The 16,647-nt window shown below is 41.2% G+C and carries 10 protein-coding genes; 3 read left to right on the top strand and 7 right to left on the bottom strand.

What is annotated here, in order from left to right; translation table 11 throughout:
• Positions 1 to 21 precede the first annotated feature (21 nt).
• A complete protein-coding gene (amt, locus tag ABJV04_RS03695) occupies positions 22 to 3,063 on the bottom strand; it encodes an ammonium transporter (protein WP_348489954.1) in 3,042 nt (1,013 codons plus the stop codon).
• A 241-nt stretch (positions 3,064 to 3,304) separates the two neighbouring features.
• The gene (locus ABJV04_RS03690; protein WP_348489953.1) at positions 3,305 to 4,264 is read right to left on the bottom strand and encodes a hydrogen peroxide-inducible genes activator; all 960 of its coding nucleotides are present in this window, start codon (positions 4,262 to 4,264) and stop codon (positions 3,305 to 3,307) included.
• Between the two features lie 152 nt (positions 4,265 to 4,416).
• On the opposite strand from ABJV04_RS03690, the gene ABJV04_RS03685 reads away from it, so the two are divergent.
• Positions 4,417 to 5,061, top strand: coding sequence for a carbonic anhydrase (locus tag ABJV04_RS03685; RefSeq protein ID WP_348489952.1), 645 nt, complete (start codon positions 4,417 to 4,419; stop codon positions 5,059 to 5,061).
• A 19-nt stretch (positions 5,062 to 5,080) separates the two neighbouring features.
• A complete protein-coding gene (locus tag ABJV04_RS03680) occupies positions 5,081 to 6,727 on the top strand; it encodes a SulP family inorganic anion transporter (RefSeq protein WP_348489950.1) in 1,647 nt (548 codons plus the stop codon).
• Between the two features lie 96 nt (positions 6,728 to 6,823).
• Here ABJV04_RS03680 and glyA read toward each other — a convergent pair whose 3' ends face one another.
• Positions 6,824 to 8,074, bottom strand: coding sequence for a serine hydroxymethyltransferase (gene glyA, locus ABJV04_RS03675; RefSeq protein ID WP_348489949.1), 1,251 nt, complete (start codon positions 8,072 to 8,074; stop codon positions 6,824 to 6,826).
• Positions 8,075 to 8,225: 151 nt separating this feature from the next.
• On the opposite strand from glyA, the gene ABJV04_RS03670 reads away from it, so the two are divergent.
• Positions 8,226 to 9,080 (top strand): LysR family transcriptional regulator, encoded by an 855-nt coding sequence (locus tag ABJV04_RS03670; protein ID WP_348489947.1) that lies wholly within the window; start codon positions 8,226 to 8,228, stop codon positions 9,078 to 9,080.
• Between the two features lie 173 nt (positions 9,081 to 9,253).
• Here ABJV04_RS03670 and ABJV04_RS03665 read toward each other — a convergent pair whose 3' ends face one another.
• From ABJV04_RS03665 to ABJV04_RS03650, 4 genes are all read right to left on the bottom strand, one after another.
• Positions 9,254 to 9,535, bottom strand: a complete 282-nt coding sequence (locus ABJV04_RS03665) for a hypothetical protein (protein WP_348489945.1) — start codon at positions 9,533 to 9,535, stop codon at positions 9,254 to 9,256.
• Positions 9,535 to 11,142 carry an amidohydrolase gene (locus tag ABJV04_RS03660; protein ID WP_348489943.1) on the bottom strand — a complete coding sequence of 536 codons (1,608 nt, stop codon included), beginning with the start codon at positions 11,140 to 11,142 and terminating at the stop codon, positions 9,535 to 9,537. The genes ABJV04_RS03665 and ABJV04_RS03660 overlap by 1 nt, the downstream gene beginning before the upstream one ends.
• Before the next feature lie 103 nt (positions 11,143 to 11,245).
• Positions 11,246 to 12,847: a peptidase dimerization domain-containing protein gene (locus ABJV04_RS03655; RefSeq protein ID WP_348489941.1), complete on the bottom strand. Its 1,602-nt coding sequence runs from the start codon at positions 12,845 to 12,847 to the stop codon at positions 11,246 to 11,248.
• Positions 12,848 to 12,879: 32 nt separating this feature from the next.
• Positions 12,880 to 15,708 carry a TonB-dependent receptor gene (locus ABJV04_RS03650; protein ID WP_348489940.1) on the bottom strand — a complete coding sequence of 943 codons (2,829 nt, stop codon included), beginning with the start codon at positions 15,706 to 15,708 and terminating at the stop codon, positions 12,880 to 12,882.
• Between the last annotated feature and the right edge of the window lie 939 nt (positions 15,709 to 16,647).

The raw sequence follows: 16,647 nt of genomic DNA, 5'->3' as shown, positions 1-16,647 counted from the left end.
ATTGCAAAGTAGAATCTACGATCAATCCTGTGGGTTTAATAATGCATATACCATGTTGGCGCTTTGGGGTAGATGAAAAAAGTAACCTTGGTAAAGATGGCATCCCATGTCTTGTAATGTATCAAATTGAGATTGCGTTTCTACACCTTCGGCAACCGTTGTTAAACTCAAGCTTTTGGCTAAATTGATAATAGTGGCGCAGATTTCCGCATCTTCGGTTTTAGTGTCACAGTCATGGACAAAAGAACGGTCTATTTTCAAAATATCTAATGGCAGTTTCTTAAGGTAGCTTAAGGATGAGTAGCCTGTCCCAAAATCATCAATGGACACTTTAATATTAAGGCTTTTTAACTCATGCAGAATTGCCACACAATTTTCGATATCTTGAATCAAAATACCTTCTGTAATTTCAAACTCCAATAGCTCACCTGGAATTGCATAAGCCGCTAGTTGCTGCTTAACATGATGTATAAAGTCTTCTGCGACTAATTGTCTTCCAGAAATATTTATTGCAATGGGCACAACGTTGAGCTTCTCATCGAGCCAAAAACGTAATTGGCTAAGTACCTTAGCAATCATGACCTCACCAATATGCACAATTAAATTACTTTGTTCTGCAACTGGAATAAACTCACTGGGGGATATTTCACCTATATCTCGCCGTTGCCATCGAATCAAAGCTTCTAACGACACCACCTCACCCTGGCCAGTGACTTTTGGTTGATATGCAACGCTGAATTCATCGTTATCAATTGCTTGTTTAATTTTTCGTTCAAAGCTCACTTCTTCTTGTGCTTTTTGACCCATCTCATCTGTATACAATTTGAAATTATCACGACCATGAAACTTGGCGTTGTACATGGCAATGTCAGCCCTTTGAATCAACTCTTCAGTAGCAATATCACCATTTACTGAAACAGAGACCCCAATACTGGTAGCAATTTGATAATTTTTACCACTCAAAGTAATGGGTTCTCGCAGTTTAGCTAGGATCCCTTGGGCTTTTTGCGCGATCAATTGCTGAGTGAGTTCACCTGTTATTACCACAATAAACTCATCACCACCTAAACGGGCAATAATATCTTCTTCGCGGCAAACTACTTTTAGTTTCTTTGCCACCTGACACAATAAATAGTCACCGGCTTTATGCCCTAGGGTGTCGTTAATTTTTTTAAATCTATCTAAATCCAAAAAGAAGACGGCTATTACACCAGCGGATTTTTTAGACTTTGCAACTTGATAATTGAGTTCAGAAATCAAATGAATGCGATTGGATAAATGGGTTAATGGGTCGTGATATGCCAAAAAATTCAATCGCGCTTGAATTTTTTGTTGTTTGGTTACGTCTCGCAAATGCAAAGTAAATTCGTTGATGTGACTGTCATTCAACTTACTGCTAGTGATAGTCACCTCAGCGGGAAAAGTTTGTCCTGCAGCACGTTTTAATTCGATTTCACTTCGTCGATTCAGTACCAACCCAGTTGCAGATACAAACTGCAGCGCTAAGCTCTGTGAAAATCGCTCCAGATCTTTGTTCAGGGCAAATATTTCAAAAAAGTTTTGTTTTAAAACCTCGGCTTTTAAACAACCAAAAGTACGTTCCGCAGCGGGGTTGAACTCAATAATATTTCCTTGCCAATCGATGGAAACAATACAATCCATGGAAGAGTCTAAAATAGCGCTTTTGCGTTTTTCGCTTATTTTAAACTGAGTGATAGCACTTTCACGCTGATTCATTTCTTTGGAGACTTTGCTAATCACTTGGTTGTATTTTTGCGCTATTTGCCCAACCTCGGTAAAAGGCTCTTCTTTAACTTGAAGGGTAAAATCACCTTTATTTTGATGATTTTGCATATCATTTAATAGTTCTATTAATTCCGTTGATGCTTGGTGTTCACTGACATTTAAACCACTAAGTTCGTCTTCCTTTGATACTCGCAATGGTGAGACTTTATTAAGTAGATAAAGAATTAAAAAACAAGTGAGAAAACTGAACAGACCAATCACAATGACACCAAAAACTTGGATAGTGAGTTGCGAAACAAATGACAACCCAGTTGCTAACTTTTCAGGATCGCCAAATAAGGCCACCGCTATTGTTCCCCAGACTCCAGCAAACAGATGTGCGGGGATCACTTTTAGTGCATCATCAAGCTTAATGATATCCATTAACTCAGAGCCATAGTGCACCACCAAACCCGCAACTATACCAATGACTGTAGCCTCAATGGTTGATACCGCATGACAGCTCGCAGTTATGGCTACTAGACCGGCTATAACACCGTTCAAACTAGCGCCTACATCAACATATTTTTGCCGTTGAAAATAGATAAGTGTGGCGGTTAATCCCCCCCAAATCGCAGCAAGACAGGTGTTTAAAATAATATAAGGTACCTGTGCATTGAATGTTAAAGTGCTACCGCCATTAAACCCGAACCAACCAAACCAAATAAGTAAGGTTCCCATGGCTGCCATAGGTAAATTACTACCTGATGGAAACTTAGTATTGGCTTTAAAGCGATCAATCCTAGGACCCACAATGATTACACTTGCCAAGGCTACCCAACCGCCGACCGAGTGCACTACTGTTGAACCAGCAAAATCCACGAACCCCAGTGACTCCAACCAACCTTGATTATCCGGAGTGTAAATTCCAGCCCACACCCAATGACCGACTAAGGGATAAATTAATCCACTTAAAATAAGGGTAATGTACATATAACTAGAAAAGCGTGTGCGCTCTGCAATTGCACCAGAAGTTAGGGTTGCAGCCGTGCTGCAGAACATCATTTGGAATAAGAAAAAAGTAATTTGAAATGGCGTGTTACCATCACCAAAAGTAAAATCTCCAGTGCCGAACCACCCAGCTAAACTTGGTCCAAACATAATGCCAAAACCAAACAACCAAAAAACACCGGCAGATACAATAAAGTCACCAATATTCTTTGCGGCCACGTTGATACTGTTTTTACTTCGTGTTCTGCCACTCTCTAAACACAAAAAACCCACTTGCATTAAAAACACAAACATTGCAGATAAGAGTAGCCAAAAATGATTAGACAACCTATGACCCTAAAACTTGTTTATTTCAGTTAATAGGTGAGCGCCGATGCAAAGAATGTTCCGCCTTCATTTCCCGCCTACTTAACATTAATGCACGCTAATACCTCATGAAATACTAATTTAGTGCAATCAAGATCTTTTTAAAGTGCATTAGGATTAAATTGGTGCAAAAAACACATTAGTGATTGAACGGCTAGATCTCCATTAGTCTTAAAGGTTAAGTGAGAAAAGATCTATAAAATCAAATTTTTCGTGTGGGTGAATTTTTCACATGGACTGCACTTGCTAATTTTTCCGCCACGATCTCCCTAAAAAATTGTGCTAACTCTCGGAAAAACACCCTACCAGGCGCGGTATTTCGCCAAATCAAATGTTGCACGCGGGTAATAGGAATATTTTGCAGTTCACATACATGAAGCTCGTTTGGTCGATGTAATTCTGAGTGCACATAAAGCCCTGGTAAAAATGAAATGCCGACTCCCATCACCACCATTTGTCTTAGGGTATCTAAACTGGTTCCCTCATAGTCTCGATACATTTGTGCACCAATTTGAGTACAAATGGTCTGAACTTGATGATGAAAATGATGGTGTCCTTCTAAAGTTAGTACTTTTTCCCCCTGCACATCAGATGGCTTAACAAATTCCTGACCAGCAAGGGCGTGATCCTTTGGCATCACTAGTTTTAGCGGTTCCGTAAAGAGCTCAGATACGATGAACTGCGAGGATTCATGATTTGATGGTGAAATTATTAAATCATACTGGCCATTGAGCAAACCTTCTTCTAATTGCTGTGGAAACTCTTCACGCACATAGAACTTTAATTGACTAAATCGACGATGTAATTCAGGCAATACAAATGGCAATAAATAAGGCCCTAATGTTGGCGGAACACCTAACCGGTAGGTAGTTGAGGTGCCATCAATAAGTTCACGGGCTGTGTCATTAAATCGTTGACCGGCCCGCAATACCTCTTCGGCAAGGGGCAAAAGTGTATTGCCCTGAGGGGTAAGTAAAGTGCCGCTTCGGTTGCGTTCAAACAAGCTCAGGTTCATGTTTTTTTCTAGAGATTGAACCTGTGTTGTGAGTGTAGGTTGGCTGATCCCTAAGGCTTGTGCGGCTCGTCGAAAACTTAAACTTTTGGCTACCGCCACAAAGTACTTTAGTTGGTTAATTGAAGGAAACTTATTGTCTGAAGTCATTTTAAACCTTATGTCAATTTGAGTGTTCAAAGCACCCACTGATAGCCAAACACTATCACGACATAAAGTATACTTCTATATGGCTATCAGGTAAAACTGTTTGCGTATTCGTTTTTAAGAATAAATTTTAAAATTAAATAGGAGTGACTATCATGGACCACGTAATTACTGGTGTAGCTAAATTTCAAAAAGAAGTCTTTCCTGGAAAGAAGGCAACGTTTAAAAAGTTAGCAAACGGGCAAAACCCAGAAGTTTTATTTATTACCTGCGCAGATTCTCGCATCGACCCAAATTTATTGACTCAGACCGAACCTGGTGAACTTTTCATTTGTCGTAATGCTGGCAACATTGTTCCTCCTCATAGCAATGTGACTGGTGGAATTACTGCATCCATTGAATTTGCAGTAGCAGCCCTAGGCGTTTCACACATTATCGTGTGTGGTCATTCTGACTGTGGTGCGATGAAAGGTGCATTAAACACCGACAAACTAGATGGGCTTCCCCACGTAAAAGAGTGGTTGTCTCATAGTCGTTGTGCATCAGAGGTTGTGAAAGAAAAATACGGTAGCTTGTGTATGGATCATTTAGACAAACTAACCGAAGAAAATGTTGTTCAACAACTTCAGCACCTTCGCACTCACCCGTCTGTAGCAGCTAAATTAGCCACTGGCCAAGTAAAACTTCATGGCTGGGTCTATAATATTGAAAGCGGTCAAGTAGTTAGTTATGACCCAGAAACAGCTAAGTTCATGCCTCTGGGACAATCAAAAACAGAAAAAGAATTATCAGTCGCATAGAAGTGATTAAGGTACATATATGAAATTCGATTTGTCAAACCTAAAGGGTGATATTACTGGTGGTCTTACCGCTGGTATAGTCGCTCTTCCTTTAGCCTTAGCGTTGGGTGTAGCTTCGGGTCTTGGCCCCATGGCTGGTCTATACGGCGCTATCGCTCTGGGCTTTTTAGCAGCCTTATTTGGCGGCACACCGTCACAAATATCAGGCCCAACCGGTCCAATGGTGGTGGTTTTAGCTGGCTTGTTCGCCAGCTTATCAGGCGATGTTGCACTCATTTTTACTGCTGTTATGCTGGCAGGTCTTTTCCAAATCGCATTTGGTTTTTTGGGAATAGGTCAGTACATTCGACTCGTTCCCTACCCGGTAATCTCTGGATTTATGACAGGGATTGGCGCAATTATTATTATTCTCCAGTTCGGCAGACTATTAGGTCATGAGCCACCAAGTGGCACCATAGGCGCTTTGAGTTACATGCCCACAGCCTTGGCAGATATCAACTTTGCTACCCTAATTCTCGGGTTAGGAACCTTGATAATAGCGTACAAATGGCCAGCCGCTCTTGCAAAGTACATTCCAGGCCCCTTAGCCGCTTTGGTGATAGGTACCCTTGCTAGCTTTGCTTTCACCAATGTGCCAGCTCTTGGAAACATTCCTACAGGATTGCCAAGCTTACATTTACCTGTCTATGAACAAAGTCACTTCTTTTTAGTGTTAGAAGCAGCATTCATACTAGCAATTTTAGGCGCAATCGATAGTTTGCTGACCTCATTAGTTGCTGACAACATGACTCGTACCCGACACGACAGTAAAAAAGAGCTGATTGGACAAGGGATTGGTAACACTGTATCTGGTTTATTTGGTGGTATTGCTGGCGCAGGTGCAACTATGCGTACAGTAGTTAACATCCGAACCGGTGGTAAAACCCGAATCTCTGGAATGGTACATTCACTAGTTTTACTTGCGGTTGTACTTGGTTTAGGTCCATTGGCAGCCAACATTCCCCATGCCGTCTTAGCCGGGATACTTGTTAAAGTTGGTCTGGACATTATTGATTGGAGTTACCTAAGACGGGCTCATAATGGCCCTCGTTGGGACTTTGCATTGATGATTCTAGTATTAGGCCTAACCGTATTTGTTGACCTAGTGACAGCCGTAGGCGTAGGTGTGGTTTTAGCAGCCTTGGCATTTGTTCGTCAAATCGCGCAAATTCAAATCGACGAATTAAAGAAAATTCCGGATACTTTGAATGATCCCAAAGAAAATGCATTGCTTAAACAAGCAGACGGTAGAGTTAGCATCTTCAGTTTCGGTGGACCTCTTAGCTTTGGTGCTGCTGCAGATGTTGGCCATCATGTGCGCGACAAGGTAAAACCTGGATCACAAATATTGATTATGGACTTTACACGAGTGCCGACAGTGGATGTTTCAGCAGGTATGGCCATTGAAACGGTGGCATCAGATGCGAAAGGTGCTGGTAGAAGGCTGATAATTTGTGGTGCCAATGATGATATTAAACAAGTATTAAAAGGCATCAATGCGGCGCAAACGGATGTAGAGTCCTTTGACAACCTATTAGGTGCACTAGAACACGCTGTTAAGTTAATTAACAAGGAGCCAGACTCCACAAAAAAGTTATCTAGCTCTGCAACCTTGGCTGGAGCGTAATAAACTAGTAGCAAAATAGCCTTTGTGTAAGGCTTAAAATGAGCTATAAGGTTAATAATTCAAAAGCGCTGTATCTTAGATACAGCGCTTTTTTATTTATCCGTAAACAGGGAATTCAGCGGTCAGTTGTGCAACCTTAGACTTCACTTGCTCACTCACCTTAGCGTCCTCAGGGTTATCCAGTAAATCACATATCCAATTTGCTAAATCAGCTACATGGCTTACTTTAAACCCTCTTGAGGTTACTGCAGGTGTACCAATGCGTATTCCACTGGTCACAAAAGGTGATTGCGGATCATTAGGCACGGTATTTTTGTTAACGGTGATGTTCACAGAACCAAGTAACGCATCCGCTTCTTTACCTGTCATTCCGCGAGCGATTAAATCCACTAAGAACAGGTGATTGTCGGTTCCACCAGAAACCACGCCATAACCACGCTTTAAAAACACATCAGCCATTGCTTGAGCGTTATCAACTACTTGTTGTTGATAAGTGGTAAATTCAGGGGCTAACGCTTCTTTAAATGCCACTGCTTTTGCGGCAATAACATGCATTAAAGGACCACCTTGAATACCTGGGAATATCAAAGAATTGAATTTCTTTTCTAGCTCAGGATTAGACTGACACAAAATAAGGCCACCACGGGGTCCACGCAAGGTTTTATGGGTAGTAGTGGTCACCACATCAGCAATTGGCACAGGGTTAGGATACAGACCCGCTGCGACTAAACCTGCCACATGAGCCATGTCCACAAACAAGTAAGCACCAACACTTTGCGCTATATCTTTAAACTTCTGCCAATCAACCACACGGGAATAAGCAGAAAAGCCTGCAACAATCATCTTCGGTTGATGAGTTTGCGCCAATTCAGCCACTTGTTGATAATCAATTTCACCGGTATCCGTATCTAGACCGTATTGAATGGCGTTATATAATTTTCCTGAGAAGTTTGGCTTTGCCCCATGAGTTAAGTGGCCGCCATGATCTAAGCTTAAGCCTAGGATAGTATCGCCAGGTTTTAGCAGTGCCATGTAAACGGCAGCATTTGCTTGAGAGCCAGAATGAGGTTGAACATTAGCGTAGTCAGCAGCAAAAAGTTGTTTAGCTCGTTCGATTGCTAAGCTTTCCGCTTTATCGGCAAATTCACATCCGCCGTAGTAGCGTTTGCCAGGGTAACCTTCCGCGTATTTATTGGTTAACACGCTACCTTGTGCTTCCATCACCGCTTGACTGGTATAGTTTTCTGACGCTATCAATTCAATGTGCGCTTCTTGTCGTTTTTCTTCATCTTCGATTATGTCGAAAATATCAGGGTCTACAGTTTTTAACGGGTTATTTAGTTGCATCTTTATATGTCCATTGCCTTTCGAGAAACTCTATGCTAGAACTACACGAGCAATAAATAAAATTAATAATAAATATAAGCTCATAAGATTTTAATATGGCTTTAACAAGGCATAAACATAAATGCCACCCACTTTCATCAGGAGTGAAGCCATGAAAAATTTATCTATCGATTTTTTACGATCGTTTGTGACAATTGCGCAAACAGGTAGTTATACATTGTGCGCAGAACGATTAAAACGCACCCAGCCAGCTATCAGTTTACAAATAAAAAAACTAGAAGAAGTTGTTGGAGAAAAACTCTTTCTGCGGGAAGGAAATCGACTTACCCTCACCCTAGCGGGCAGTAAATTGTTAGAGTTTGGCATGAAGATATTAATGCTAAATGATCAAGCAATGGCCGAATTTGGTAAACCTCAGGTCAGTGGTAATATCAAGTTAGGCATTCCAAGTGAATTCTCCACTACTTTAATGCCAAGAATAATACGGCGATTTACCCATACCTATCCTGAAGTTTCCTTAGAAGTACATTGCGCATTAAGTAAAGACTTAGTCTGTGAACCCTTAAAAAGCCAGTTCGATCTGATCTTATCTCTACAAGAACAACCCGATCCTGAACAAGAAGGCTTTATCATCACCGATCAATTGGTGTGGGTGGGCAGTCAGAGATACGTAAATAAAGTCCCCAATAAACTCCCAATAATTGCCGCCCCCGCTCCTTGTATTTACCGTAAACGCGCTACCCACGTTTTAGGAAAATGCAAGAAACAATGGCAAGTTGTGTACACCATTTCAGATCTAAACGGTATTCAAGCTGCTATTAATGAAGACTTGGGAATTACGGTACTGGCAAGGAGTACTGTACCGCCTGGCTTGTTTGTATTGCCACCACAAGCCGACTTGCCAGACTTAGGACACATTGGTGTGTGTTTATTGAATCCACAAAAAGTGCGTTCAGAAGCCATTGAGTTATTGGCTAAAGATATGGTTGACCAACTAGCAATTTAAGCCTCATTTGCTAGTTAAAGGAAACATAGCTCGAAATTAAATAACTGCAGCTAAATTTAAAACGATTAAGCAAAAAAACAGCACCTCAAGGAAGACCTTGGGTGCTGGAAGTTGCTCTCGGGAGCACACACACGAACACAAATCGTTATTGTAATTTATCTACCACAACTGTTTTAAGGTTTGGCCTTAGCAGTGGGATATTTCACGCTTTGCTGATTAATAACCGCTTTTACTTTATTTGCTTCATAGTAATCAGCACGCATTTTCTCTCGATAACGTTTCATTATCTCTTTGTTTAATTGAGATTGTGATTTGTTACCGTTAGCCGCTTGCTCTTCATTTCCATTTAAGCCAGTCGCGTTACCTTGACCAATACCCACACTCAAAATAGTCATTAAACTAAATTTAATCAGCAGGTTAGGTTTAAATAAATTTGAGAAGAAGCGACTTTTCATTATTTTTTCACCATTGGATATTCAACACCTAATTGCTCTAGGTAAGTATCATATTTTTCAGGATCGTAATAAAAAGGTTTTAACTTCTCACGAAATTCACCCATGATTTTCTCATTCAAATGAATTTGTGGTTCATCGGTATCACGTAAAAACGATTGGTACTTAACGTCCTTGGTTTGTACGTTGTCAAAATAGTCCTGTACCTCTGCCATCAATTCAGGATCAGTGAATAGATCGATCATGGTCATCGCATGAGCCTTAGCGCCTGCAACAATACCTTTGTGAGCAATAGGTGTAGCCATGGCCACTGCATTTGACCAATGGTGTCCAGGCAAGTTAGGAATATTAGAAGGATATGACAACCACATTGAAGGTGTTACCCAAGAGATATCTCCCATATCATCAGAACCACCGCCGGTCATAGTTTTAGGATCCGGTGGTGCAACAACAGGCATTAAATCTGTAGGTAGACCGGTTTGCGGTGCGCCAATCTCTTTTTGCAGTGATTTGGCCAGGGTAATATCAGCTTCTGACCATTCAGGCATACCAACCTTTTGAATATTTTCAAAAGCACGCAAAGCCATAGGTTTATTGTAATGACCCGGCCATGCCGTTCCCATTACTGTAGAATCCCAAGTGGTATTTGTCATCAAAGCCGCACCTTGGGCTATTTTATCTCCCACTTCCCAAAGGGCTTTTACATGTGGATAGTCTAACTCTCTAAAATAATACCAAGAGGTGGCTTTTGAAGGAACTACGTTAGGCTGATCCCCACCGTCTACTACCACTGAATGGGTACGCTGGGCGATACGTAAATGTTCGCGACGATAGTTAATCCCAACACTCATAAGTTCAACGGCATCTAACGCACTTCGTCCACGCCAAGGTGCGCCAGCACTGTGAGCTGACTCTCCATAAAAGTTATATTGGATTGACACCATGCCTGAGAAGAAAGGGTTACCGTAGAAAGTACCAAAACGGTTGCCCACATGGGAATACAGTACTGCATCTACATCATCAAAATAGCCTTCACGCACATAATAGGCTTTAGTGGCAAGCTGTTCTTCAGCTACACCAGGCCATAACATAATCGTGCCTTCAATGTTGTTTTCGGTCATGTATTCTTTCAAAGCCATTGCCGCAAGAATATTCACCACTTGACCAGAGTTGTGCCCTTCACCATGTCCAGGTGCACCCTCAACAATGGGATCATGATAGGCAACACCAGGCTTTTGAGAGGCTTTAGGGATGCCATCTAAATCAGTTCCTAAGGCAATTACGGGTTTACCAGAACCCCACTTAGCTACCCATGCAGTTGGGATGCCGGCAATGCCTTTTTCTATTTCAAAACCTTGCTCTTCGAGGTGCTTAGTTAAATAAGCGGATGTTTCAAATTCTTGGAAGCCTAATTCTGCGAACGAAAAGATCATGTCGTTCATAACTTGGGCAAGTTTTGCATTTTTATCGACGGCTGCTGCAACCTCTTGTTTTGCAGTTTCGCGCTGGGCGTCTGTGAAAGTCGTTGCTAAGGTGCATTGGGAAAACATTAAGCCAAGCATTGCTATGCCTGCCTTTTTACTGAAACTTTTTTTGCTGAAATCTAACATCTTGATATGCTCCGAGACGTTTATAAACAGTAATCATGGTCGACCATTATCTGTCGAACGAAAAGTAGTTGGCAGCGTTACCACTGCCAACAAATGACCTGTTTTATGGGTTTTTAACGGTTGGATATTCGATACCTAATTGTTCTAAATAGGTATCGTACTTTTCTGGATCGTAATAGAACTTTTCCAACTCAGATTTGTAAGTCGCCATTATTGCTTTGTTTAAATGAATGGCAGGCTTATCTTGAGGACGCAATAAAGGTGTATATGAATCTTCCTTTGTTTGCACATTTTTGTAGTAATCCCAAGCTTCATCCATCAATGCACTGTTGGTCAATAGATCAAACAGGTTCAAAGCTTGCGCTTTGGCACCAGCAACTATGCCTTTATGGGCAATTGGGGTTGCCATGGCAACTGAATTTGACCAGTTATGTCCAGGTAGATTAGGAATGTTGGCAGGGTAACGTAAAGTGATAGTGGGTACTTGCCAAGAAATATCACCAATATCGTCAGACCCCCCACCAGTTAGCTTGGCAGGATCAGGTGGATCTAATAACGGATTAAGTTCAGTTTTTAGACCTTCAGGTGCAACACCAATTTCAGTTTGCAAGGCTTTAGCCAAGGCAATATCATCGGCTGACCATTCAGGCATTCCCACTAGCTTTATGTTTTCATAAGCATCTTCAGCGATAGCTTTGTTCATATGCTGTGGCCAAGCTGAACCTAATACGGTGGATGACCAAGAGGTATTACTCATCAGAGATGCCCCTTCAGCCATTTTGTCACCAATCTCCCACAAAGATTTTATATGTGGAAAATCCGTTTCTCTAAAGAAGTACCAGATACTCGCTTTTTGAGGTACAACATTTGGCTGATCACCACCGTCGACAATAATAGAGTGAATACGCTGAGATAAACGTAAGTGTTCGCGACGATAGTTAATCCCAACACTCATAAGTTCAACGGCATCTAATGCACTTCGACCACGCCAAGGCGAGCCCGCACTGTGAGCTGATTCACCGAAAAAGTCATACTGTACTGAGACAAGACCGTTTCCTCGACCTGCTCCCCAGCTAGTGCTGAAACTATTAGATACGTGTGAAAACAATACCGCGTCAACTTCATTAAAATAACCATCACGGACGTAATATGCTTTCGTCCCTAATTGCTCTTCGGCCACACCAGGCCAAATTTTAATGGTGCCTTCGATATCATTTTTTTCCATGTATTCCTTAACGGTTAATGCCGCAAGGATGTTCACCACTTGACCTGAGTTATGGCCTTCACCATGGCCCGGCGCACCTTCAACGATAGGATCATGATAAGCCACCCCTGGCTTCTGAGAAGCCTTAGGGATGCCATCAATGTCGGAGCCTAGGGCGATGACGGGTCCGCCATCTCCCCAAGTCGCCATCCACGCCGTTGGAATACCAGAAATACCACGTTCAACGGTAAAACCATTGTCTTCTAATATTTTGGTTAGATAGGCAGAGGTTTCAAACTCTTGGAAACCTAACTCTCCAAAGCTGAAGATCATATCGTTCATGACCTGAGCTTGCTTAGCTTTTGCACCGACTGCGTCAATCAGGGTCATTTTTGCTTCCATACGCTCAACTTGAGACATATCTTCGAAGGCTGCAGCAGACCCAACAATTGACGTCATAGTTAGCCCAATGACGGTGTTTAAAACCTTGCGTTTAAACATGCTTTTGTCCTTTTTAATTAATGTTTTGCTCATTACATTTCTACTCGGAAACCAACTTTGAATTGACGACCTAATACGTCGTACAAACCACGGTGAGTTTCTAAATATCCAGGACGGTTTTCCGAACCTTGTGATGCTGGGAACGCAACATCTGCAGGGTCAGTATCGAAGAGGTTACGAATAGATAGATAGAATTCAGCTTCTGAGTCTTTACTAAAGCTCACTTTTTTCGCTGCATATAAATCGAAGTAGACTTCACCATCAACGTGGTTGTTATTGATTGTGTAGTTTGGAGCCGTGCTTACCGGACAATTAGATGTACACTCAATATAGGCATTACTTAACACACCATCACTTACACCACGAGCCGTCAAATCAACAGTTACACCATCCAAGGTATAAGTGGCTGAAGCACGGTATTTCCAATCTGGTGTACTGGTTGTGTTAGCACCAGCAGAATCGATCGCCGTAACGCCGTTATCTGTGATACTTTCTAAATAGTTAGTAGCTAAGAAACGAAGTTTGAAAGCACCAGGTGCATCATCAAAAACATCCGCTAAATCAAAGGTATAAGTTAAATCATAATCGATACCTTTGGCCGTCATCACGTTTAGGTTGTCATACAAAAGGTTGATGGTCTGTAGTGTGCCTGCTTCATCATAAATCATGTTGTCACAGTATTTTTGCACACCAAACTCAACACAGTATTCAGCGGTATCATCTGCAGTTACGAAACTAATGATGCCGTCGATTTCCACTTCGTAATAATCAATTGCAGCAGAGAAATTTTCTAAGAAGCTAGGACGCAAAATTACACCTAGGCCCAAAGAATCAGCTTCTTCTGGCGCTACATTTGGGTTTCCTTGTAGGTTTTGAATCATAGGTACTGATGCACCATCGATAGTAACAGAGTTACTACGGGCGGTACCTGCAGCGTAAAGCTCACTCAAGTTAGGTGCACGAATATCACGTGACTTGGTTAAACGAAACGTTGCTTCTTCAATAGGTTGATAGGTTAAACCGGCTTTCCAAGTCGTCACACCACCAGAGGTACTGTAATCGGTGTAACGTACGGCACCATTGAAGTCTAAGTCTTCTGTAAGAGGAATCAATGTTTCCACATAACCTTCGATTACATCATAGTCACCTTGCGTAACTTTGTAGTTACCGTATTTCCAACCAGACTCGTATTGAGATTCTACGTAACCATCCATTTCTTCTTTGCGGTACTCAGCACCAAAAGCAACAGAAATTGGACCTGCCCAACCTTCAAAATCACCAGTACTGAAGTTAATTGCAGCAACATTTTGGATAAACTCTTGTTCACGGCGTGGACGACCTAACACATAGTCCAAGGCTTCATCACTTGCTACACCTACACCTAAACGGTTTAATGGTACACAACCGTTACTAGGATCGGTTAGTGTAGAACGACACACAACTTCGCCAGTGGACGCATCTACAACCGCATCGGTTGCTAACGTTAATTTAGCGGTATTATAGGTTGGTGTCATATGCTCATCGGTTTTGGTTTTACCGTATTGATAATAGGCATCCCAACTAAAGTACTTGCCGCCCATTTCAAATTCACCGTCAGCACCTAATACAATTCGCGTTGTATCACGTATGTTATTGGCACCCGATGCTGGCATATCTACGTTACTGGTATTTAAGCTGAAACTTTCTAGCCCTTGATCAGCCATCTGTGCAGCCACTGCATCAGGTAGGTAGGCGTTGTCAGCATAAATTGTAACCCCTTTAGAGGTAGGGTTGATGTAATAACCTAAACCTTCATACTCCGCATAGGAACCTTGCAAATACACTTCGGTTTCACCAAACATATAACTTAGGCGACCAAACAAGTTTTTACGCTCTTCATCCGCTGCTAAGGAGTTGGTGCCTAACATACCTGACGTTGTATATTCATAATCGCCACCTTGCATCCACTGACCTGATACATCACCAAATGCCAATTGATTAACTGCGCCATCAACACCAAAATAAGTACCATATAAAGGACCAGAAGCAATCATGCCACCGGGTGTGTAATTAGAAATACCGATACCTTCATCAACTAGATAAAAAGGTGAACCTTCGCTGGTATCAGGATTAATCATCCCCACATAGCCGCGTTCAGCCCAATCACGAGTCTCATAGTGAATACCATTTGCAGAGTAATATTCACCACTTAATAAAAGGTGCCCTGCACCATCTGCCAATTCAGTACCATAGGTCAGTACTACCTTGCCATTTTCTCTATCACTGTAGGTGGTTTCACCATATTCAACTTGAGATTTAAAGCCCGTATATTCTTTATCAAGAATAAAGTTCACCACACCACTAACGGCATCTGAACCATATACAGAAGAAGCACCACCGGTAACCACTTCAACATTTTTAATCAGTGCTTGAGGGAAAGTATTGGTATCTACCTGACCTGTTGATGCAGAAACGACGTTACGCTGACCGTCGAATAACACCAAGGTACGACCGACACCCAAGTTTCTTAAGTTCAATGCCGCAATACCAGAGGCACCGTTACTTAATGAACCTGATGAAGTTGACGCCGTGCTACTACCGGTAACGGAAGGTAACGTGTTAACAAACTCCGCCACACTGCCTGGGGCGTAAGCATTAATGTCATCTTGTGTCATTATGGTCACGGGTGCTGGCGTATCATAACCATCCCTTGCTACCCGTGAGCCTGTAATTTGAATGGATTCTAATTTGTCATCTTCGCTTAAACTGTCGTATTCACTAGCTGCTTCCTGAGCAAGAGCGGTGTTCACTGCCAACATGCTAGAAATCAATGTAGCCAGATAAGTGACTCTATGCGTTTTTGATTTAATGGGGCTTTTCATGTGTTCTTCTCCTGTACAAAGGATGTAATAGTTATTTTTATTTGCTGATTATTTTGCGACTTAAAACATAAATGCATTTTCACGTCGTTACAGTTGCAACAAGTTAAAAGCACAAGTCATACCTAAAACATTGATTTAAAAAATTATTATTGAGTTTTTTTTACATCAGCCAAAAACAACAACCAAATAAGTCAGAAAAAATTTAATATTTTCAGGCACTTGAGATTCATAAAAACATTTTATTCACATACTGAAACATATAAGAAATTCTTATTGAAAATTAAGTTGTTAGATAAGAAAAACTAATGTTTTTTTATTTTAATAAAAAAAGCTTATACAAAAATAAACTTCATTTATGCAAATTAGAAAGTCGCACTATTTCGATGCAACGATGCATAAATTAGGATAATAATTAAGCTTGAGAGTAATTTTATTACCCTTACTGAATTATGCTTGTCCTAAACTTGAGGGGTTATAATGATATATGTTTCTAAAAAGTATGGTTTGGGGAATAAAAGGTAATAAGTGATTAATCATTTAATATTTTACGCAAACCTAAACTCTATGCACCTCCCAGACAACTTAAGGGTTCACAGAAGGATAAAAATGCAGCAAATAGTGAATAATTATTCAAGCTGATTTGCCCCTGCACCAATTTGGAATATCTAGAAATGGCAAAGTTGCATTGCAACCTATAAAAGATAAACACTTCAGTTTAATAAGAAGCATGTTTAGCAAAACCAAATCTAAAAGTAGCGGAAAACTATCCTTGGCTTTGCATGCTAGGTTGGTATTTTGGTGACATAACGCAAATTTAGATATAACGCTGGCTTTCAAACGCCATATAACTTTTTTGATTGATAAAGCTGTTACACATTTTTAAGGTTTTATCTCCCACTCACGTAACAATTCCATTTAGATCGTAAAGTTTCTGTAAAG

The sequence above is a fragment of the Aliiglaciecola sp. genome (assembly GCF_039982535.1).
Lineage (GTDB): Bacteria > Pseudomonadota > Gammaproteobacteria > Enterobacterales > Alteromonadaceae > Aliiglaciecola.
The sequence above is the reverse complement of the archived record's forward strand: the minus strand, read 5'-3'. Positions and strand labels throughout refer to the sequence as shown.

Coding starts and splice junctions, on each gene's coding strand:
- ABJV04_RS03690 (WP_348489953.1), bottom strand. CDS start 4,264: ATGACTTCAGACAATAAGTTTCCTTCAATTAACCAACTAAAGTACTTT.
- ABJV04_RS03685 (WP_348489952.1), top strand. CDS start 4,417: ATGGACCACGTAATTACTGGTGTAGCTAAATTTCAAAAAGAAGTCTTT.
- ABJV04_RS03680 (WP_348489950.1), top strand. CDS start 5,081: ATGAAATTCGATTTGTCAAACCTAAAGGGTGATATTACTGGTGGTCTT.
- glyA (WP_348489949.1), bottom strand. CDS start 8,074: ATGCAACTAAATAACCCGTTAAAAACTGTAGACCCTGATATTTTCGAC.
- ABJV04_RS03670 (WP_348489947.1), top strand. CDS start 8,226: ATGAAAAATTTATCTATCGATTTTTTACGATCGTTTGTGACAATTGCG.
- ABJV04_RS03665 (WP_348489945.1), bottom strand. CDS start 9,535: ATGAAAAGTCGCTTCTTCTCAAATTTATTTAAACCTAACCTGCTGATT.
- ABJV04_RS03660 (WP_348489943.1), bottom strand. CDS start 11,142: ATGTTAGATTTCAGCAAAAAAAGTTTCAGTAAAAAGGCAGGCATAGCA.
- ABJV04_RS03655 (WP_348489941.1), bottom strand. CDS start 12,847: ATGTTTAAACGCAAGGTTTTAAACACCGTCATTGGGCTAACTATGACG.
- ABJV04_RS03650 (WP_348489940.1), bottom strand. CDS start 15,708: ATGAAAAGCCCCATTAAATCAAAAACGCATAGAGTCACTTATCTGGCT.